Origin of the sequence: Mucilaginibacter sp. SMC90 (genome assembly GCF_022811725.1) — a bacterium.
Classification (GTDB): domain Bacteria; phylum Bacteroidota; class Bacteroidia; order Sphingobacteriales; family Sphingobacteriaceae; genus Mucilaginibacter.
This window is the reverse complement of record NZ_CP094527.1, coordinates 1491893-1512854: the sequence shown is the minus strand read 5'-3', so window position 1 is coordinate 1512854 and position 20962 is coordinate 1491893. Positions and strand designations below refer to the sequence as shown.

Below are 20962 nucleotides of genomic sequence, written 5' to 3'. Positions count from 1 at the left end.
TTTAAATTAAACTAATATGCTTTAACTGCATTATTATTGCATTATAATTTCCGCAATAACGCATATAACGCTTAATTTAATAAAGTCATGAAAGACCTACTCCGCATAAAAAGCCTCATATCATCTGATATCGAATCGCTTTTGAACCAGCAAGTTAAGAAAGAAGCATTTTCTTCATCAGTATATTTAGCCATGGCGTCATGGTGCAACCGTAATGGTTATGATTTTTCATCAGAATATTTTTTCAAACAAGCAGATGAAGAACGCCATCACCAGCTAAAATTTTATAAATATATCCTTGATATGGGCGGCAACGCTGTATCACCAGAGGTAACCGGCATTAAACAGGAGTTTAACTCGTTCCGCGAAGTGTTTGAAGAGGCCCTTGACCAGGAGATCAGCGTAACTAACTCAATCAAAAACATTTATGCCCGTTGCATGAAAGAGCAGGATTTTGTTACTATGGAGTTCCTAAACTGGTTCCTGAAAGAACAACGCGAGGAAGAATACAAAGCCCGTCGTGCCCTCGAACTATTCGAAGTGATTGGCGAAGAAGGCACCGGCAGGTGGCAGATCGACAAGCATGTTGGTCAGATAAAATATGATAGCGAAGCTTAAAACCTCACCCTGCCCTCTCCAAAGACAGGGATAATAAAAAAGGTCCTTTTGCAATGCAAAAGGACCTTTTTTATTATTGCCTATTTTCATTTAGATACGAGGAACGAGTGAGAAATCTTATATCTTATAGGCCTTGCATATTTATTGCAATGCGTATGATTTCTCCTCCCCCTTTGCTCACAACTCTCGCTGTTCGTCGAAATGACAATGCTTTATCTGAGATCTCTTAATCTATCAGATCCATCAGCTTCAAAACCTCTTTTGGATGATACTCTTTTAGCCACGTATTTCCGGGCTGAATACTGCACACCGGGGCGTATTTACACCTGTCTGTACATTCAGTTTCAATAACCTCCAGTTCTTCACGGCCATGGTGATGTTTGATATATGATTTGGCAAGCTTGTACATGTCTTTACCGCCACGCTTTCCACATTTACTGCCTACACAAACGTACAGCACTTTATCAGGTATGGTAAATTTGCTCATGATGCTATTTATTAAAATTGCGTTAACAAATAGCAAAGTTAATGCTAAAACAATCAAATAGTTGCCTTAACCGGGATTTATTAGATTTATGAGATTAAGAGGATTTTTCTTTTATAATCAGCTACGATCTGCACATTGTACAAATTCTGATGCCCGGCCGGTTATTGCAATAAGCGGCTATAATTATTCCCTTTCAATTAAGCACACTGCATAAGCTACAACACCTTCTTCACGACCTATAAATCCCATTTGCTCGTTGGTAGTAGCTTTAATGGAAATATCTTCCTCACTGATGCCTGCTGCTTCAGCAATATAGGTTTTCATTGCGGGGATATGAGGATTGATCTTTGGAGCCTCAAGGCAAACCATAGCATCAATATTACCGATAACAAAACCTTTTTCTTTTATCAGGCCCACAACATGCTGCAACAGGATCAAACTGCTAATCCCCTTCCAGCGATCATCTTTATTTGAAAAATGAAAACCTATGTCGCGCAGGTTTGCAGCACCAAGCAAGGCATCACAAATAGCGTGTAACAACACATCGGCATCTGAATGGCCAAAAGCACCTGCGTGGTGTTCAAGCCTAACTCCGCCCAAAACAAACGGGTGATTTTCTTTTAACTGGTGTACATCAAACCCAAAACCTACCTTAATTTTACCCATTATCTTTTTGAAGCATTTGTTGTACCGCCAAAATTTGCCGACAATGTGAAGCGCAAAGTATTGGCCAGGGCACTATTTTGCTGGCTGGCTGCCAGGTATGAAAAATCAAAATCAAAAATATTGTATTTAAACCCTATCCCCATGGTAAGGTAATGCCTGTCGCCTTTGTTAGGATTTTCGTAAAAATAGCCTGCCCTTACCGCAAACTGTTTATTATACCAGTATTCTACACCCGGCGAAAAACTGATCTCTTTCAACTCCTCACTAAAACCACCCGGTGCATCACCAAACGACTGAAAAAGGCCTGCAGGAACCGATACATTATCGTCTTTCCCTTTTATGATCTTACCATCCTCATCGCGCGGGGGAGGCGTGGGTACAAGCAATTTATTAATGTCAAAAGTTGCTGTAAACTCGTTAGTTTCGTCCAGCTGCCAGGTATTAGCCACCCCTATTTTTAAGTTGGCAGGTAAAAAATACTTATTACCAACATCACTGTAACTGATTTTTGTACCAATATTTGATATGTGCGTACCAAAGGCAAAAAGATTGCCATCTCCATACGGTGCTGTATAATACAGTGAAACGTCGGCAGCAACGGCATTACCCGCTTTAGCAGCCTGGCTTGAACCGGTAGCAAACGAAATACTTGATATATTGGAGTGAATGTACCGTGCAGTTAAGCCTAATGAAAAATTATCACCAAACTTACGGGCAAATGAAACGTCAAGTGAGTATTCGTTAGGTGTATATGTTCCCTGATCGTTCGTATTATCGTCGGTAAGCTGAATAGAGCCATAATTAAAATACCTTAGCGAAGCGCCTATCGTATTTCTCTCGTCAATTTTGTGGGCATAACTAAGATATGATAAGCTGATGTCCGGCACAAGGTGCCTTAACCACGGGCTATATGATACCGATAATGCGTCATTGCTTTCCAGGAATGCAAGTTTTGACGGGTTCCAGAAATTTGCATTTACATCCGGCGACAACGCTACGCCAGCATCCCCCATAGCCCCCGAGCGTGAATCTGGTGAAATATTTAAAAAAGGGACTTCGGTAGGAATTGCATTGACACTACTCCCGTTAGGATTTGTTTGCGCGGCAGCAACAATTGGTAATAATAATGGGGTAATAATAGCAAGGCCTCGAAATGTAAAAAACTTCATTTGTAGGAGTTAGGTTATAGCATTTTGTATTTTATAAGATGGAACTACGACTTATTTGCATTTTCAAGCCCACACCTTTTGTTGAAAGTTAAATCAAAAATTTAAATCGACGCAACTAATTTCATCAATTTTTCGTTAAAACACCCGATAACTGTACTATTTATTTCTAAATAATGGTTCATTGGCATAAGCACTGTATCCATTTTTTTATAAATTTACCACTTAATATAACTGTAAAAATATGAAAATACTTTTTACTAAAACTGCTCTGGGATTGTTGGCTATAGGGGCCGTGCTGAGCAGCTGCAGTAAACGTGAGCAATCGCAAAAAACGGGTATAACTTATAATGATAAAAATAACGGCGGTTACGAACGTTTCAGGCAAAGTCACCCCTCTCCGGGGCCTGGATTAGTACCTATTGAAGGTGGTACCTTTGTTATGGGCGGCAGTGCAGATCAGGACATCACTTACGATTATAACAATGTGCGCCGCAGGGTTACCGTACCTTCTTTTTACATGGACGAAACCGAAGTATCAAATCAGGACTGGCTTGACTACCTGCACTGGATAAATATTACTTTCCCACAGGACCGCGAATTATATTACAACGCAGTACCAGATACCTTAGTTTGGCGCCATCCATTATCATATAATGAGCCTTATGTAGATAACTATTTGCGCCACCCGGCTTTTCAGGATTACCCGGTTGTTGGTGTAACCTGGGATCAGGCACAGGCTTATTGCGCATGGCGTACCGACCGTACCAACGAAAATATTTTACGTGAAACCGGGAAATTGGTAGCCTGGAAAGATCAGGGTAAAAAAGGCGGCGGCGGCGATGCAGGTGTTGCAGCCAACGGACAGCCATTTAACACAGATATTTATTTAAACGGTCAAATGACCGGAGCCGGGATAGACGGTAAAAAGATGATGCCTAACCTGAGCCCCAACGCACAGGCAGGCACCGGTAAAGGCGGTAAAGCTGTTAGGCCGGTACGTATGGAAGATGGTATCCTGAAACAAGCTTACCGTTTGCCATCAGAAGCCGAATGGGAATATGCAGCCCTGGCCCTTGCAGGAAATACCCAGTTTGAAAACATCGACGATGGTAAAATATATACCTGGAATGGATTAGGCGTGCGTTCGGCAAAAAGCAAAACACGCGGTTTGATCATGGCCAATTTTAAACGTGGCAGCGGTGACAACGCCGGTGTAGGCGGCTACCTGAACGATAAGGCAGATATTACTGCTCCGGTACGTTCATATGCACCTAATGATTTTGGCTTATACAACATGGCTGGTAACGTAAACGAATGGGTTGCCGATACGTATCGTCAAACATCATTTGAAGAGTTTGAAGACTTTAACCCTTTCCGTGGTAACGAGTTCTCAAATAAACGTATGGCAGATCCAACCAAAGGCCTTTACGCCAAAGATAAATATGGCAAACCAATCAAAGATCCTGCGCATTCCAATAAAAAATTAAAATACAGCGAACTTTTGGCCTTACAACAGCAAACTACAGCTGCACAAAGCGCCAATCCAAATGCACCTCTTGCAACTACACAAACTGGCTCGCTTCCGGTTGATTCATTATTACCTAAAAACTCGGGCAAGGCTTACACTCCTGATGCAAGGGGCGAAAAGGATGAAGTTAATAAGGCCCTTTACGGCACTACGACGCTGGTTAATGACCATTCAAAAGTGTACAAAGGCGGGTCATGGAATGATATGGCTTTTTGGTTAAACCCTGCAACACGCCGATTCATGGACCAGGACGAGGCAAGTGCAGAAATTGGTTTCCGTTGCGCCATGACCCTGGTAGGTGCGCCTGAAATTAACCCTAATGGCAAACCTCATTATCCGGTTAAAAAGGCTAAACCTTTTAAAGCAAGATAATTTTCACAACAAGATGAGTCGTCCTAAAATAGGTTGACAGAAATTAATGATTTAAAGATAGTCCTTGTTGGTCGATACCAGCAAGGATTTTTTGTTGATGTACAAATTGTGGTGTTTGATAATTTAAAGCCAAATGAGGCCTTCGACAGTTATAAAGTTTAATAGCTTCTGCAATCATTACCCTTGCCTGCTGTATATCTGCTGGTTTAACCACCAGGAACTCGTTTTTAATAATGCCGTTGATGCGTTCTGCCAAAGCATTCTGATAGCAATCATATCCATCCGTCATAGATGGGGTAATCTGATGTTTGGCCAACAACTGCTGATATTGTGCTGAGCAATATTGCAAACCTCTATCCGAATGATGTATCAATGGCGCTTTGATCTGCTCATGTCTGACAGCCATTTGCATGGCAGCAGCCACACCATCTGTGTGCAAGCTATGATGCAGATGATATCCTACGATCTTTCTTGAATAAGCATCAGTGATCAAGCTAAGATATGCGGTCTCTGCTTTAGTGTCGATATAAGTAATATCGCTTACCCATACTTCGTTAGGCCTCGTTGCCGCTTTCCTGTGTTTAAGTAAGTTAGGATACTTATGTAACCAGTGCTTGGAGTTCGTCGTTTTATGATAAGAGTGCTTTGGTTTGATCAGCATATGTTCCGAACGCAGAAAATCGAATAAAGCATCTCTGCCTATCTTTATTCCCTTGCTTCTGATCTGTTTACCTAAACGATGATAAAGCTTACGCGTACCCAACCTGGGCAAATGGATTCGTTCTTTAATCACATCCGCTTTTACCTGGCTAAGTTCTTTTAAACGCTTTTCTATGCGCTGCTGCTTTTGATAATAGCCCTGACGGCTGATCCCAAACAACCTGCAAGCCTTTGACAGGCTCACTATTCCTTTGGCTTTGAGCCTTTGGATTGCTTGGGCAAAGACTTTTTTGGCAATGCAACACCGTGCTCTTGCTGCAGGATATCGAACATGGTCTTGTAGATCAGGTTCTTGTCCTGTTCATCTTTTAATGCTGCTTCTAATTGTTTGATCCGCTGTTCCGGACTAAGTTCCCGATCGTTTTCCAAGGTGTACTGTTTGGGTAATGTCCAATCTAAGGTACCATGTTTCCTTAACCAAACCAATACCGTACTCCTTCCCTGGATCCCGTAATGTTTTTGAGCCTTTTTATAGGTCAGTTCGCCTTTTTCAACCTGCTGCACGACCTGCAACTTAAAGGCAAGGCTGTAATCGCGCTGACTGCGCCTACTTACATTCTTTGTTCGTTTTTCCATATAAGTCAACTTGAGTGTCAACTTATTTCAGGACGCGACAAGATATTAAATAAGGCCTTTCATTATTGAAGGGCCTTATTTGTTTTAAGCGGTTTCAAATCCTGTCAGTCAATCAGCTCAACCCATTGACTTCGCCATGCAGGGGCTTTGAAAGGATCTGCGAAATACTGCGTTTCATGTATTACCTTGTCATTACGAAACTCCATAATACTTACCGTGAATGCCTTTTGTCCTTCGTAGTCGATAGTATATTCCGAAACCCAGATATTACCTTTTCCAAGTATCCTCCTAACCCTGAAGCCGGATGGCTTACCCGGGTGATGCCCCCGTAATGCCTGTAAATTACTTCGTCCAAAAATCCGCTCGCCCGATTGAGGATAGTCACAAATTACATCATCATCATAGATCTCATGTTCGGCGTTTATATCGCCAGCTGCCGATGCCACCCAATGGGCATTTAGGGCCGCAAGTATTTGTTCTTCTTCCATGGCTCATTTAATTTAGGTTTGATTGTGTGTTTATCTCTTGCTTAGTGCATCCATAACAATCTAATCACATTTTAGTAATGAATGTTATCACTTAAATAAAATTCTATACTCAAAAAAAATCCCGGAAAGCCAAATAGGTCTCCGGGATCATATTTAACAAAATATCATTCAATAATTAATAGCCTTCGTTTTGAACCAACTTTGGATTAGCCAATATTTCGCGCTGAGGGATAGGGAACACCAATTTTGGTGAGTTGTATGGGAGTCCGTTCACGCTTTGCTTAAGCCTTTTTGCATCGTGCAGAAAAAATCCGCCTTCAAAACATAACTCATGCCTACGCTCTGCCAATACAGTGGCAATAGTTACAGCTCCTAAAGGGCCGAGGCCTGCTCTTTCCCTTATTTTATTAATATCACTTGCAGGTGTTGCGCCTGTAGTTGTACCACCACGGAGGTTAGCCTCCGCGCGGATCAGGTACATTTCTGCAAGGCGTACAACATGTACGTTTCCATACTGATTATCGAACTTTTTAGTTCTGTTAACTGAGGTGATCGTATAAAATTGCCCCCTCACATCATCGGCCTCAAATTCCGCTAAAAAATCATCAGTTATTTTGATATCTCCGCGGCCACCATTTGCCGATGAGGCATAAAATTCATTCAAGCTATTTGTACCCTGTTGCTGGGTTACCTGTATAGCAAAAATATCTTCAGTAGTATTTTCCTGGTGAGATGGCTTACTTGACAATAAAAACTCTTTAGTATAATCAGATACAAGTGAAAATGCTCCGGATCCAATAACTGTGTTAGCCTCTTTTAAAGCACCGGCATAATTACCTTGCTGCAGATATAGTCTTGCCAATATTGCCGATGCACCGTATTTATTGGCATAAAAATCATTGTCTGCAGGCAATTTACTTTCTGCGGTTGTTAGATCACTAATAGCCTGATCATAAACTTGCTTAACCGTCGACCGGCCAACTGTAGCTCCTTCACTATTGGCAGAGGTAGTAGGACTTGATACTATAGCTGCTGCTAAATTAGCCGAAGGGTCACCGTCATTCCATGACTTTCCGTACAAGCGGGCCAAATCGAAATACATTAAACCTCTAATAAATTTAGCTTCCCCTTCCCATCTTGTTTTATCATCCGCATTATCAGCTTTATCTAAATTAGCAAGTACGGTATTAGCCTGGTTTATTACCTGATAAGCATCCAACCAGGTAGCTTCAACATATAAATTATCTCTTGTCAACAACTGCACAGTCATTTTTGTTAAATCTATATAACTACCCGTCCAGTTAATTTCGTTTTGTGACGCTAACAAATCCGGTTCCATAAATATTCGGCCGCCGTAAAGATCAACCTGCCCTAAGCGATTATAAGTACCTGCCAAAACGCCCTGTACATCTTTAGCCGTCTTAATAGCCAGAGTTTGATCGACAGATTCAACCGGCTTTATGTTAAGTTGTTTATTACATGCGCTTAAGCATACAATTAATACTGTTGCTGATATATATATAAACTTCGTCGTTTTCATTTCTGTTATTTTTTATATTATAAGCCTATATTAATACCAAATACAATAGTACGCGGCTGTGGGGCCGAATAAAAGTCATTACTTAAATCCACATTGCTTGGAAGCGCATCCGAGTTTACTTCAGGATCCCATCCATTGTACTTGGTAATCAAAAACAGATTATAAGCGCTTGCATACACCCTTATTTTTTGCAGCCTCAATTTGCTCACAACCGCTTTTGGCAGAGTGTACCCTAATGTTACCGTTTTGCAACGAACATAACTTGCTCCGGAAAGATACCTGCTTGAAATACTTGCACCATTTGCGTAGCCAAAACGGGGTTCGGGTATATCAGTTATATCGCCCGGTTTGTTCCAGTACTTTAACTGATCAACCGTTTGGTTATCAAACCCGTTACCGGCACTTGTACTCATGTACTGACCTGCAGTATTAAATACCTTATAATCAAAAGCGCCCTGAAAAGTTACCGCTAATTCGATACCGTTATATCCGAACGTATTTGTAATACCTCCATAGTATTTAGGTGTAGGAGAACCTACCACAGCATTTTGTGCCTGAGTGGGGTCATTTGTTTTAGTACGATCAAGCTTCCCATCGGTCCCTTTTGTGTTGTTGTAATATAGTGCATCGCCATTGGCAGGATCTACCCCTGCATATTCAGGCATGTAAAACACGCCTATCGGCTGACCAGCCATTACATAGTTGATATTATTATCAGTTATAACCTGACCCTTGATATCTTTAATTAAATTCTTTTGATATGATGCGTTTAAACTGGTTGACCATTTAAACTTACCAACAAAGTTATCAGATGATAATTCAAGCTCAAATCCTTTATTTGATAGTTTACCAAGATTTTGCAATTGTGTGGATATACCCAGCGTTCCCGGAAGGTTTACATTTAACAGCAGGTCGCGGGTTTGTTTATTATAATAATCAAAACTACCTGATAACCTATTGTTAAAGAAACCAAAATCAAGAGCTAAGTCGAGCGTAGCCGTTGTTTCCCACTTTAAATTGGGATTAACTATCTGAGAAAACCGCTGACCGCCTACACCATTGTAATTTGCAGCCGAAAACAAACCTAATGAGCCAAAATTGCTGATGTTAGCGTTACCTGTTAAACCATAACTTGCCCTCACTTTTAAGTTGCTGATCGTGTTATTATTCTTCAAAAAGTCCTCTTCAGTCATTATCCAACCTACCGAGCCTGATGGATAAAATCCATAACGGTTGTTTGAGCCAAACCTTGATGATCCGTCAGTACGCGCGCTTCCCGAAAACAGGTATTTGCCTTTATAGGCATAATTTGCCCTAAAGAAATAAGCCAAAAAGCTATATGGGCTATCATATGATGCACCTGAAACAATTACAGCTGCCGCCGTTAGCTTTTTAAAAGCGTCAGAAGCAAATTCCTGTCCTTGTACATCGTTACCAACATTGCGCGATTTCTGATAACTTGTTCCTAATAACAACTCTAATGAATGGTCATTCCCAAACAGATTTTTATAACTAAAATAGTTATTAGTGTTATAGTTTAGTATCTGGGTGGTGGTATTTTCACCAAAACCATTATTAGTACCTGTATTGCGAAAAGTCGCGCTTCCGTAATAACTATTTTCAGCCTGGTTTAATTGGTCTATACCAAATTCCGAACGGAATGTTAAACCTTTTACTATTTCCCAATTGGCATACACATTGCCTATAGTACGGAAAACTGTTGCCTGGTAAGCCGCATTTGCTTTGGCGATAAGCGGATTATAGTACAGCGGGAAATCCTCAGATTCACCCGGAGGGGTACCGCTAATTAAACCACTGCGGGGGTCAATTAGTGGTGTTATAGGTGATAATGCTACTGCTTGTAAAGGAGTGCTGAAAGCGTTATCGTTCGAGACCCTGTTATTAATAGTATTGGCAAAACTTAAGTTCATGCCGATACTTAAATTTTTATCAACCTTACTGTCCAAATTTAAACGGCCCGAATATCTTTTAAAGCTATTAGCTATCAGGATACCGGTTTGATCAAGATACTGACCGCCCATGTAGAAAGTTGTTTTGTCGTTACCTCCGGATATGTTTAAATCATATTGCTGTTGGGGCGCACTTTGATAAGCTGCCCGTTCCCAGTTTGTATTGATCTTGCCGGTTTTCCAATCATCAGTACCGCCCGAGAGGAAAGTAAGCTCATCATCAATATATGATTTATAGTCGGCCAATGCATCATCAAGCGAATCATAACCTCCGGCTGCAAAATCTTGCTTAGCAGCCCCTTCGCCGGCGCGTTGCATTATCTGTACAAATTGCGTTGAATTTAAAAACTCGCGGTGCCTTGACGGCGTGCTTTTACCGTACGATGCCGAAAAATTAACTTTAGCAGCTCCAGATTTACCTTTTTTAGTTGTTATCACCACTACGCCATTAGATGCGCGTGCACCATAAATAGCTGCTGCCGATGCATCTTTTAATATCTGTACAGATTCGATATCATTAAAGTTAATATCAGCCAGCGGGTTGGTTGGTGCATCGGTGCTTGATAAGTTATCCGTTGTAATTGGCATACCATCCAAAACATATAGTGGCTCCGACCCGGCAGATATTGAAGATGAACCGCGGATCCTAACCTGGATGCCCTGGCCAAGTTTACCATTTCCTGATTGGACATAAACACCCGCTGTTTTACCCTGTATAGCTTGCTCAACAGAGGTTGTAGGTGTCCCTTCAATTTCTTTTGCAGATACTGAAGATATGGAGCCAGTAATATTAGCCTTTTTTTGCGTACCATAACCAACTACAACAACTTCTGTAAGCTGCTTTGAATCTGATACTAATTGAACATCAACAACACTACCGCTAATTTGCTGTTCGGCAAGTTTATAACCCAAAAAATTAAAAGCTATAACTTTAGCATTAGCGGGCACACTAAGCTTATAACCACCATTAAGATCGGTTTGGGTGCCCAGCCCTGTAACACCTTTCACGGTTACGCTTACCCCTGGTAAGGGCGAGCCGTCCTTCTGATCTGTTACTTTACCTGTGATGACCCGGTTTTGAGCAAAACCTAAGCCAATACAAGTACATAACAACAGGATTGTTAGTAAATGTTTCTTCATAAAAGTTAATATTGTTAATTAAGAAAGTAAGTTCGTAAAAAAAATGTGCAAAAACAACAAAACGCCCGAAATCACGTTGTGCCGACTACAAAAATGTTATTATCGCATATTAAAGGGGTAATAATCAGCTAAAAGAGCATTAATATCTGTGCTTTTTCAACTTTGTCGCCAGGCTTTATCAAAATCTTTTCTACGGTTACATCGGCCGGCGATTTAATAATATTTTCCATTTTCATAGCCTCGAGGACAAAAAGATTATCACCTTTCCTTACGCTATCTCCCTTATTTACAAATACTTTAAGAACCATACCCGGCATTGGAGCTTTAATTTCGCTGATTTTGGCACTGTTTAAATCACTAAAACCAAGCTTATCAAGCAGTATATCAAACTGGTCTTTAGCAGTAACATGGTTTATATTATTATTAACCTTTATTTCAGCAACCTTTTCGTTTCCGTTAAAATTAACTATCTCGACATTGTATGACCGGTTGTTTTCGATAATATGGTATACCCCAGGCTTTATCTGCCTGATATCTGCCTCCCTTTTTACCCCGTTAATAAGCAAACCCGCTGCAGTTTTTTCTGCTTCAATACTATACTTGTCGTTAATATTTAATTTATACATAGAGGATCTGATTTTTTGCAGGCAGTTTATAAGTTGTTGGTTTAAGGCGATAAGTATAAAGCTAAACATATTAACTTTAACCACAAGGATTTAATGGGCAAAGTAAACCTGCAATTGACAATATGCAGAAAAAAATTGCAAGAAACGGCTGCTGCAACGGCAGCGGCTACTGGGTAAAGATATACTGAATTAAATTTGCACCCATTTTAAGGGCCTTTTGGCGGGCTTCCTGGGTATCGCCTGCATAAGTACCATAATCTTCCCACCCGTTGCCTAAATCACACTCATAGGTGTAAAAACAAACTAACCTGCCTTTGTATATCAACCCAAAACCCTGGGCGCGTTTACCATCGTGTTCATGAATTTTAGGCAAGCCGTTCGGGAAGTCATATTTTTGGTGATAGATGGGGTGATTAACCGGTAACTCAACAAAATCAAGTTCGGGAAATACTTTTTTCATTTGCGGGCGAATATATTGATCAAGCCCATAATTATCGTCGATATGCAAAAAGCCGCCGCCGGTAAGGTACTTTCGCAGGTTCCGGGCCTCCTGATCCGAGAAGATCACATTGCCATGCCCTGTCATAAAAGTAAAGGGATAATTAAATAGCGAGGTACTACCTACCTCAACCACCTCGTCATCATCGTCAAAATTTGTTTTGAGGTTCTCGTTACAAAACTTGATCAGGTTAGGCAGCGCTGTGCGGTCGCCATACCAATCCCCCCCGCCACTGTATTTAAGACGGGCAATTTTATAGGCAGGGGCATTAAAGCTGCTCATCACCATAGCGGCAAACAAAACAACCAATGCCAGCCTCATCCTTTTCATACTCTGTTTAAAAAATTTACTTCAAAGCAAGCTTCCAGCGCAGCGGTTTCCGTGCGCAAACGGCTTGTGCCTAATGACATTGGTTTAAACCCATTTTGAAGGGCCTTGTCAATCTCTGCTGGGGCAAAATCACCTTCAGGACCTATCAATATTAAATAACGCCCCTGAGGGCTTATTTCGTCTTTCAAATTAAATTTCTCGCCGGGTTCGCAATGGGCAATGAATTTTTGTCCCTCAAAAGGTTTATCTAATAGCTGATTTAACGTTAGCGGCTCATTTAATACCGGATGGTATGCTTTAAGAGACTGTTTAATAGCTGCCGTAATAATTTTATTTAAACGTTCAACCTTTGCTTCCTTCCGTTCCGACCGCTGGGTGATGATCAATGAGATCTCGTCGATACCAATCTCCGTGGCTTTTTCTAAAAACCACTCCAAACGTTCAATATTTTTGGTTGGCGCAACCGCAATGTGGAGGTAATGGTTCCGCTTTTCAAATCCGGTGCTTACCGATGTTATTTTAAGGATGGTACGCTTCGGATGTGCATCATGGATCAGGGCAGTATAAAGGCCCCCATTGCCGTCAATCAGCTGCACTTCGTCACCTGCCTCAAGACGCAGCACACGTATGGCATGCTTACTTTCCTCTTCGCTCAGAAAGTACTGTGGATGGGAGGGATCAATATCAGGTGTATAAAAAAGTTGCATTACGGAAAAGCAGATTAGTGTAAATCTACTGCATCTTCTTCATTTATCAGTAATTCGAGTTTAACTGATTCAATATTTTGGTCGGATTTTTTTAGTACGGTGATATTATAGCCGTTAGATTCCTTCTGTTCGCCTACATCAGGGATCTTTCCAAAAATATCGCCGAGCCAGCCAGATACAGTGTCAAAGTCGCCGTCTTCAGGTAAGTCATGCGGCAAATGCTCATTTACATCGTAAATAGACGCAAGGGCATTTACTATAAACTCGCGCTCGTTCACCTTTTCAACAATTGGTTTTTCTTCGTCGTATTCATCCTGTATCTCACCAACAAGCTCCTCTACAATATCTTCCAGTGTTACCATACCCGCAGTACCGCCAAATTCATCAAGCACTATGGCTATCTGGATGCGCTTCTGCTGCAGTTCGGCCATCAGATCGTTGATCTTTTTGGTTTCCGGGATAAAATATGGCTTACGGATAATATCTTTCAACACTATTTCCTCATTACGGGCCAATAATGGTAAAATATCCTTAGCGTGTACAATACCGATGATCTTGTCGATCACATCATCATAAACCGGCATCCGCGAATATCCCTCATCGATGATCATATCCAGCAACTCTTGTTTGGTTGAAGCAATATCTACCCCCGAGATCTTGGTACGCGGAACCATGATATTTTTAACCACACGCTCATTAAAATCAAACACGTTCTGGATCAGTTCGTGCTCGTTTGAATCAAGCGCACCCGTCTCTTTGCCCTGCTCCAGCAGATACTGTAATTCTTCAGAGCTGTGATGGGTTTCGCCTCCTTCAACAGCATTTATACCTAACAACTTCAAAATGAAATTTGCAAAGTTGTTAAGCACCCAGATAAAAGGCCTGAAAACCACAAAGAAAAAACGTAGCGGTAATGAAACAGCCATTACGGTACGCACTGATTTTTGGATAGCTAACGATTTGGGCGCAAGCTCACCAAAAACAATATGCATAATAGTAATAAAGCTAAAAGCCAGGATATGGCTGGCTGTAATGTAACCCGGAGAAAGTGTTATCCCTACGCTAAGAAAAGCGCGGATCACAATGCTTGTGGCTACCTCTTCGCCTACTACACCAAGAGCCAGTGAAGCAATGGTAATACCCAGCTGTGTAGCAGCCAGGTAACCATCTAAATTATGCAGTATGCCACGGGCAACTTTAGCAACGCCGCTGCCGCTTTTGGCTTTAATTTCAATTTGCGAACCCCGAACCCTCACCATGGCAAACTCGGCGGCCACAAAAAAGCCATTGAGTAACACCAAAAATATGGTAGCGAAAATGTAAAATAAACTAATCTCGTAATGTGCGGGGTCCATTTATTTATGATTGATACACAGGGAACGTAGACTTATACAGCTCCAAACTCTCGGCTATCACTTTATGAGCATAACGTACACCTAATAAATGTTCGATGGTTACGTTTTTGCCTTCCAATTTCTTGTAGTCCTTAAAAAAGCGAACGATCTCGGTCATGGCATGCGGAGGCAATTCATTTAAATCATTAATGTAATTCACCGACATATCATTTTTTGCTACAGCGATGATCTTATCATCCTGCTCACCGTTATCAACCATGTGCATCACACCTACAACTTTAGCTTCAATGATAGACATCGGGAAAACGTCAATTGAGCAAAGTACAAGGATATCTAAAGGGTCCTTATCATCGCAATAGGTTTGAGGAATAAAGCCATAGTTAGCCGGGTACATTACAGATGAAAATAATACACGATCAAGCTTTAACAAGCCCGACTCCTTGTCGATTTCATATTTCGCTTTTGATCCTTTTGGAATTTCAATAATAGCGTTTACTACTTCAGGAATGTTATCTCCCGGTGAAACCTGGTGCCATGGATGTAGAGTACTCATTTATCTTTATTATATAGTATATAAAATTATTAGCTAATCTGTATGTTCGTTTTTATCACGAAATTGTTTCTTAATGTAAGCAATAACCAGGGGAATTGTTGTAATAACAATCAGTCCAAGTACGATATATTGCAGATAGTCTTTTAATTGAGGGAACCTTCGCCCTAAAAAAAAGCCACTTAAAGTAAACACGCAAACCCAGGTTACGCTGCCTATAAGGTTATAGACCGAAAACTTCCTGATATCAACTTTAACAACTCCTGCAAATATAGGGGCAAATGTTCTAACAATAGGGAAAAATCTGCCTAAAATAAGCGCCATTCCTCCGTGCTTATTGTAAAACTCACTGGCCAGTACTACGTACCGCCGCTTAAAAAAGATCGAATCGTTTTTATTGAACAGCACGGGCCCCGTTCGGTAACCAAACCAATAACCCGTAAAGTTGCCTAATACGCCGGCACCTATTAATGATAATACCAGCGTAGATATTGATACATCAACCTTACCCGCCGCGCATAACAAACCGGCCATAAACAACAGGTAATCGCCAGGCAAAAAGAAACCAAAGAATAAACCGGTTTCAGCAAAAACAACAATAAGCAAGAGATAAAAACCACCCCTGCTTATTATGGATTGAGCGTCAGTTAAATTTTGAAGGTATTCCCAAAAACTTTCCATTCACTATATCTGTAAAACTACAAATATTATATCAATTTGCAGTTATCATTACCGATTATATGAAACGGGCTATAAGATCGGGATAAACACCTATAAGAATTGTAGCCAGGGCCGAAAGTGCAAATACAACTTTGTAGTAAACTGGCACTGTTAGTTCAGCACGTTCGTCGACACGGAAATACATGGCTATGATAACTCTGAAATAGTAGAAGATACTAATGATAGCATTAACTACAGCTATAATAACCAAGCCGATATGGTAACGGCTTACTGCTCCCGAAAACATGAAGAATTTACCGATGAAACCAGCAGTGAGTGGTATACCAGCTAATGACAGCATGGCCACGGTTAATACAAATGCAAGGAAGGGGTTCTTTTTACCCAAACCGTTAAAGCTTTCAAAGTTATCGCTTCCGCCTTGTTGCTGAACCAATATCAAACCACCAAAGGCAATGATCGAAGCGATTGAATAGGCAGTAGCATACACAAATACCGAATTACCAGATGCTGCACCTAACGATACAATAGCAAATAACAAATAACCCGCATGCGAGATGCTTGAAAACGCAAGCATCCGTTTAAAGCTTTGCTGATATAATGCGGTGATATTGCCGATAAATAATGTGATGATAGTTATAACCAGTAATATCGGAGTCCAAAAATCAGATAATGGCTGGAAACAAGCAGAGAACAAACGGAGGAACGCTGCGAAGCCTGCAGTTTTAACCACTGTAGACATAAAAGCAGTAATCAACGTAGGTGCACCTTCGTATACATCCGGCGTCCAGAAATGGAAAGGAGCAGCACCTACTTTAAAGCATAAACCTACAATAAGAAGGGCTATACCTGTATAAAACATAGGGTCGATATGGGGATGGTTGATTACATATTCCCTTATGGCGTCCATATTAAATGAACCCGACGATCCGTATAACAGCGCCATACCAAACAGCAGGAAGCCGGTTGAAAAAGCCCCCATCAGGAAGTATTTCAGAGCAGCTTCATTTGATGCAAAGTCACTCTTTTTAATACCTGCCAAAATGTATAAACTAACAGACATGATCTCGATACCGATAAACAGCATTACCAGGTTGTTAAACGACACCATAACGATGATGCCAGCCAACGAAAACAGGATAATAGCATAATACTCGGCAGTGTGCCTGCTGATGCGTTCAAAGTATCCCTTTGAAAGCAGCAGGATCAGTATGGTAGATATGATGGTAACACTTGAAAATACAACAGAAAAATTATTGAACAAGAGCATGCCGGTGTAAAGCGGTTCGGCTGTATCTTTTGCAGTCCATTGGCAAATTGCACAACCTAATGCAGCCAGTAAACCTATAACAGTAACAGGTAACAAAGCCTTTTGCGCTTTATATAACCCTAAATACAGTAGCACTATAGGTAAAACAGATATGATGATTATAGTATTCATTCTTTTCTTTAAAATCTTAAACCTACATTGTTAACTTTGAACTTATCTGACTCACCAGCTGTGTTACCGCAGCTTCAGAGATATGCAGAATAGGCTGAGGGTAAACACCTAATACAATTACAAGGGCGCAAATGATCCCTAACGTTAATTGCTCAGAACCACTTATATCAGCAAAAGTTGCAGTAAGCGCATTAGTTTCGCCCTGCATTACATTTTTGTAAAGGCGCAACATGTAAACTGCACCAAAGATGATAGTAAGTCCAGCAGCAGACGCCAACACCAGATTCATATAATGGTGCACGCTAAAATCAAATACACCTTTCAACAGTAAAAACTCACCGATAAAACCATTGGTAAGCGGTAAACCTACTGTACCTAATAAGATAATAAGGAAAGCAATTGCAAATTTAGGAGCAACTTTAGCAATGCCGCCAAGCTGATCTATCTCACGGGTATTTAACCTGCGGCTGATGATATCCCAGATAAAGAACATACCAACAACGTTAATCCCGTGGTTAAGCATCTGGATCATGGCACCCTGAACGCCGCCAATGTTCCACGCAAAAATACCTGCGGCTATTAAACCAACGTGAGCTATTGATGAATAGGCTACCAGTCGTTTACCATCCTTTTGTTTAAAAGCGATAATTGATGCATATACCACACCGATAACGCCAAGGATCATGGCCAAAGTCTGGAAGTGGAAAAAACCAAGCGGGGCGTTAGGGATCATCCAGCGAATTGCACCGTAAATACCCATTTTCAACATGATACCCGATAACATCATGGTACCGCCTGATGGCGCTTCGGTATAAGTGTCGGGCTGCCAGGTATGGAACGGGAACAACGGCATTTTGATAGCGAACGCCAGGAAAAACGCCCAGAAGATCCAGCTCTGATGTTTAACATCCAAAGTCATTTTATAGAAATTGTGGATGTCGAATGTTTTATCAGGCGATTGCAGGTACAGGTAGATAATACCTACCAGCATAAACAGCGAACCGGCAAACGTATAAATGAAAAACTTAATGGTGACGCGGATCCGGTTTTCACCTCCCCAAAGGGCGCATATAAAGTAAATAGGGATCAATGCGGCTTCCCATCCAACGTAGAATAAGAATCCGTCGAGGGCGGTAAATACAACCAGCATACCTGCCTGCATAAATAAAATGAGGCCATAAAAAGCTCCTTCGCTTTTATACTGGTGCTGATAGGTTGTTAAAATAATTAACGGTACAAGCACCGATGTTAATAAAACCAACACCATGCTGATCCCATCAATACCCGCACTAAAGTAAATTCCAAAACTGCTGATCCACGGCACATCAATAACAAACTGAGTTGATGCATCCGGAACAAACTTGCTTAAAAATATAAGCGCTATTACCAGTTGGGCAACAGAGAAAAATAATGCTGCATGCTTAGCTATCCCATTTTTAAGCAGGGCAACTATAACGGCGGCAACTATTGGCAAAAAAAGTAATATACTAACGGTCATTTTTATGTTGCTAAACGCTTATCGTTTATATTTTAGTTAATCCAAATACGCTATACAGTAGTACCGCTATAATTCCCAGTACCATTATGAATATGTAGAAACCTACGTTACCTGTTTGCAGCAGGCGCAGGCCTTTACTGGTTTCAATTGTTCCCCTGCCAATCCCGTTCACCAAACCGTCAATACCTAAACGATCTATAACATTATAGAAGAAGGTTGAAAGCCAGTCGAGTGGTTTACGAACTATCAGATCGTAAAGCTCATCCAGGTAAAATTTGTGGTATGATAAACTGGTAAGTGCCGGACGCTCTTCGGTATCTGCAACTGGTACACTACCGTTTTTAGCATATTTCATATAGGCATAAGCCATAGCAGCTAAAGCAAGCACTACCGAAGTACCCATTAATGCATACTCAAGCGATTCAGATAAATGATGCTCGCCCAAAATTTCGTTTGATTTGTGGAAAACAGGCTCAAGGAAATGTGCCAGTTCATGATGTCCGTGTAATACTTCCGGTACACCTATAAAACCACCTAAAATTGAAAGGATAGCTAACACAATAAGCGGTATTGTCATTGTTGGAGGCGATTCATGCAAATGATGCTCCTGCTCATGTGTACCACGGAATTTTCCGTAAAATGTAAGGTACATCATCCTGAACATATAGAATGAAGTTAACATTGCAGTTAATACACCTACAGCCCAAAATACAGGGCTATGCGCGTAAGCTTGTGCTAATATTTCGTCTTTTGAAAAGAAGCCTGCAAGCGGAGGAATACCGGCAATAGCTACTGTACCAATCATCATGGTGGTGAAAGTAGTTTTGATCTTTCCTTTTAACCCACCCATCTTACGCATATCCTGTTCACCGCTCATGGCGTGGATCACAGAACCAGCACCAAGGAATAATAAAGCTTTAAAGAAAGCGTGTGTTAACACGTGGAAGAAAGCACCGGTATAAGCACCAACACCCAGGCCTAAAAACATGTACCCCAATTGTGATACTGTTGAATAAGCCAACACCTTTTTAATATCTGTTTGTGTTAATGCTATAAGTGCTGCAATAAGTGCCGTTGCCAAACCTATATAAGCTATGATATCCATAGTAAAAGGTGACAACGTGTAGAATATGTTTGAACGGGCAATCATATAGATACCTGCCGTAACCATGGTAGCAGCGTGGATCAAAGCCGAAACCGGAGTTGGGCCGGCCATTGCGTCAGGCAACCAGGTAAATAATGGTAATTGTGCTGATTTACCGCAGGCACCGATAAACAATAATATGGTAATGATATAAAGCGGGCCGGTACCTGATTTCATGACAGCTGCTTTCGGAAACACTTCTGCAAACTGAATACTGCCAAAAACGTAAATGATAGTGAATATGCCTAACAAAAAGCCAAGGTCACCGATACGGTTCATCACGAAGGCCTTCTTGGCGGCATCGGCATAATCAGGGTTGGTAAACCAGAAACCGATAAGCAGGTATGAGCATAAACCTACACCTTCCCATCCAATAAACATGATGAGGTAGTTTGAGCCTAAAACCAGCAGCAGCATGAAGAAAACGAACAGGTTCAGGTAAGCAAAAAACTTTCCGAAACCTTCGTCATCATGCATATAGCCGATTGAATACAGGTGGATTAGGAAACCAACGCCTGTTATGATCAGCAGCATGATAGCACTTAACTGATCGATCATAAATGCGAAAGGAAATTTCAATGCACCAACTGCAAACCATGTAAAGTAGTTAACGTTGATGGCTACACCAGTTGATTTTACCTGGAAGAAAACCGCAAGACTTAAACCAAATGATACCAGTACCAGTAAACTGCCAATAAAGCCAATTACACTTTTTGATAATGAATTACGGCCAAGTCCGTTTATAACAAAACCGGCTAACGGTAATATAGGAATAAGCCAGATATATTTATCCATGTTCGATGTTGTACGTTTTACGTGTTACGTTATACGTTTTTAATTATCAGATCCTTCATTACCAA

18 protein-coding genes are annotated in these 20962 nt (G+C 41.0%); 2 read left to right on the top strand and 16 right to left on the bottom strand.

What is annotated here, in order from left to right; all coding sequences use genetic code 11:
* The first annotated feature begins 87 nt into the window (after positions 1-87).
* A complete protein-coding gene (locus tag MTO98_RS06615) occupies positions 88-618 on the top strand; it encodes a ferritin (protein ID WP_243485815.1) in 531 nt (176 codons plus the stop codon).
* 226 nt (positions 619-844) lie between these two features.
* Here the strand turns inward: MTO98_RS06615 and MTO98_RS06610 are convergent, their stop codons facing one another.
* The 3 genes from MTO98_RS06610 to porV all read right to left on the bottom strand — a co-directional run bounded on the left by MTO98_RS06610 (position 845) and on the right by porV (position 2940).
* A complete protein-coding gene (locus tag MTO98_RS06610; RefSeq protein ID WP_091217070.1) occupies positions 845-1105 on the bottom strand; it encodes a (2Fe-2S) ferredoxin domain-containing protein in 261 nt (86 codons plus the stop codon).
* 183 nt (positions 1106-1288) lie between these two features.
* Positions 1289-1771 (bottom strand): 2-C-methyl-D-erythritol 2,4-cyclodiphosphate synthase, encoded by a 483-nt coding sequence (gene ispF, locus MTO98_RS06605; protein WP_243485814.1) that lies wholly within the window; start codon positions 1769-1771, stop codon positions 1289-1291.
* A complete protein-coding gene (gene porV / locus MTO98_RS06600) occupies positions 1771-2940 on the bottom strand; it encodes a type IX secretion system outer membrane channel protein PorV (RefSeq protein WP_243485813.1) in 1170 nt (389 codons plus the stop codon). Before porV ends, ispF begins: the two co-directional genes overlap by 1 nt.
* A gap of 241 nt (positions 2941-3181) precedes the next feature.
* Here porV and MTO98_RS06595 point away from each other — a divergent pair, with 241 nt between their 5' ends.
* The gene (locus tag MTO98_RS06595) at positions 3182-4840 is read left to right on the top strand and encodes an SUMF1/EgtB/PvdO family nonheme iron enzyme (protein ID WP_243485812.1); all 1659 of its coding nucleotides are present in this window, start codon (positions 3182-3184) and stop codon (positions 4838-4840) included.
* A gap of 43 nt (positions 4841-4883) precedes the next feature.
* Here the strand turns inward: MTO98_RS06595 and MTO98_RS06590 are convergent.
* The 13 genes from MTO98_RS06590 to nuoL all read right to left on the bottom strand — a co-directional run bounded on the left by MTO98_RS06590 (position 4884) and on the right by nuoL (position 20897).
* Positions 4884-6136, bottom strand: a protein-coding gene (locus MTO98_RS06590) for an IS3 family transposase (protein ID WP_371825378.1) whose coding sequence is annotated in 2 segments (ribosomal slippage) — positions 4884-5794 and positions 5794-6136 — 1254 coding nt in all. Because the reading frame shifts where the segments join, the coding sequence is not laid out codon by codon here.
* 104 nt (positions 6137-6240) lie between these two features.
* Positions 6241-6624 (bottom strand): hypothetical protein, encoded by a 384-nt coding sequence (locus MTO98_RS06585; RefSeq protein ID WP_243485811.1) that lies wholly within the window; start codon positions 6622-6624, stop codon positions 6241-6243.
* A 175-nt stretch (positions 6625-6799) separates the two neighbouring features.
* Positions 6800-8164 carry a RagB/SusD family nutrient uptake outer membrane protein gene (locus tag MTO98_RS06580; protein ID WP_243485810.1) on the bottom strand — a complete coding sequence of 455 codons (1365 nt, stop codon included), beginning with the start codon at positions 8162-8164 and terminating at the stop codon, positions 6800-6802.
* A gap of 17 nt (positions 8165-8181) precedes the next feature.
* The gene (locus MTO98_RS06575) at positions 8182-11274 is read right to left on the bottom strand and encodes a TonB-dependent receptor (protein ID WP_243485809.1); all 3093 of its coding nucleotides are present in this window, start codon (positions 11272-11274) and stop codon (positions 8182-8184) included.
* A 128-nt stretch (positions 11275-11402) separates the two neighbouring features.
* The gene (locus tag MTO98_RS06570) at positions 11403-11900 is read right to left on the bottom strand and encodes a biotin/lipoyl-containing protein (protein ID WP_243485808.1); all 498 of its coding nucleotides are present in this window, start codon (positions 11898-11900) and stop codon (positions 11403-11405) included.
* A gap of 166 nt (positions 11901-12066) precedes the next feature.
* The gene (locus MTO98_RS06565; RefSeq protein WP_371825424.1) at positions 12067-12720 is read right to left on the bottom strand and encodes a DUF4159 domain-containing protein; all 654 of its coding nucleotides are present in this window, start codon (positions 12718-12720) and stop codon (positions 12067-12069) included.
* Positions 12721-12725: 5 nt separating this feature from the next.
* On the bottom strand, positions 12726-13436 hold the full coding sequence (locus MTO98_RS06560) for a 16S rRNA (uracil(1498)-N(3))-methyltransferase (protein WP_243485806.1): 711 nt from the start codon (positions 13434-13436) through the stop codon (positions 12726-12728).
* Between the two features lie 14 nt (positions 13437-13450).
* Positions 13451-14791: a hemolysin family protein gene (locus MTO98_RS06555; protein ID WP_243485805.1), complete on the bottom strand. Its 1341-nt coding sequence runs from the start codon at positions 14789-14791 to the stop codon at positions 13451-13453.
* A gap of 4 nt (positions 14792-14795) precedes the next feature.
* On the bottom strand, positions 14796-15344 hold the full coding sequence (locus MTO98_RS06550) for an inorganic diphosphatase (protein ID WP_243485804.1): 549 nt from the start codon (positions 15342-15344) through the stop codon (positions 14796-14798).
* Between the two features lie 33 nt (positions 15345-15377).
* Positions 15378-16022 carry a DedA family protein gene (locus tag MTO98_RS06545; protein WP_243485803.1) on the bottom strand — a complete coding sequence of 215 codons (645 nt, stop codon included), beginning with the start codon at positions 16020-16022 and terminating at the stop codon, positions 15378-15380.
* Between the two features lie 55 nt (positions 16023-16077).
* Entirely contained in the window at positions 16078-17460 is a 1383-nt protein-coding gene (locus tag MTO98_RS06540; RefSeq protein WP_243485802.1) for an NADH-quinone oxidoreductase subunit N, read from the bottom strand.
* Between the two features lie 22 nt (positions 17461-17482).
* Positions 17483-18958, bottom strand: a complete 1476-nt coding sequence (locus tag MTO98_RS06535) for a NuoM family protein (protein ID WP_243485801.1) — start codon at positions 18956-18958, stop codon at positions 17483-17485.
* A gap of 25 nt (positions 18959-18983) precedes the next feature.
* Complete coding sequence (nuoL, locus tag MTO98_RS06530; protein WP_243485800.1) at positions 18984-20897, bottom strand: NADH-quinone oxidoreductase subunit L; 1914 nt, start codon at positions 20895-20897, stop codon at positions 18984-18986.
* Positions 20898-20962 lie beyond the last annotated feature (65 nt).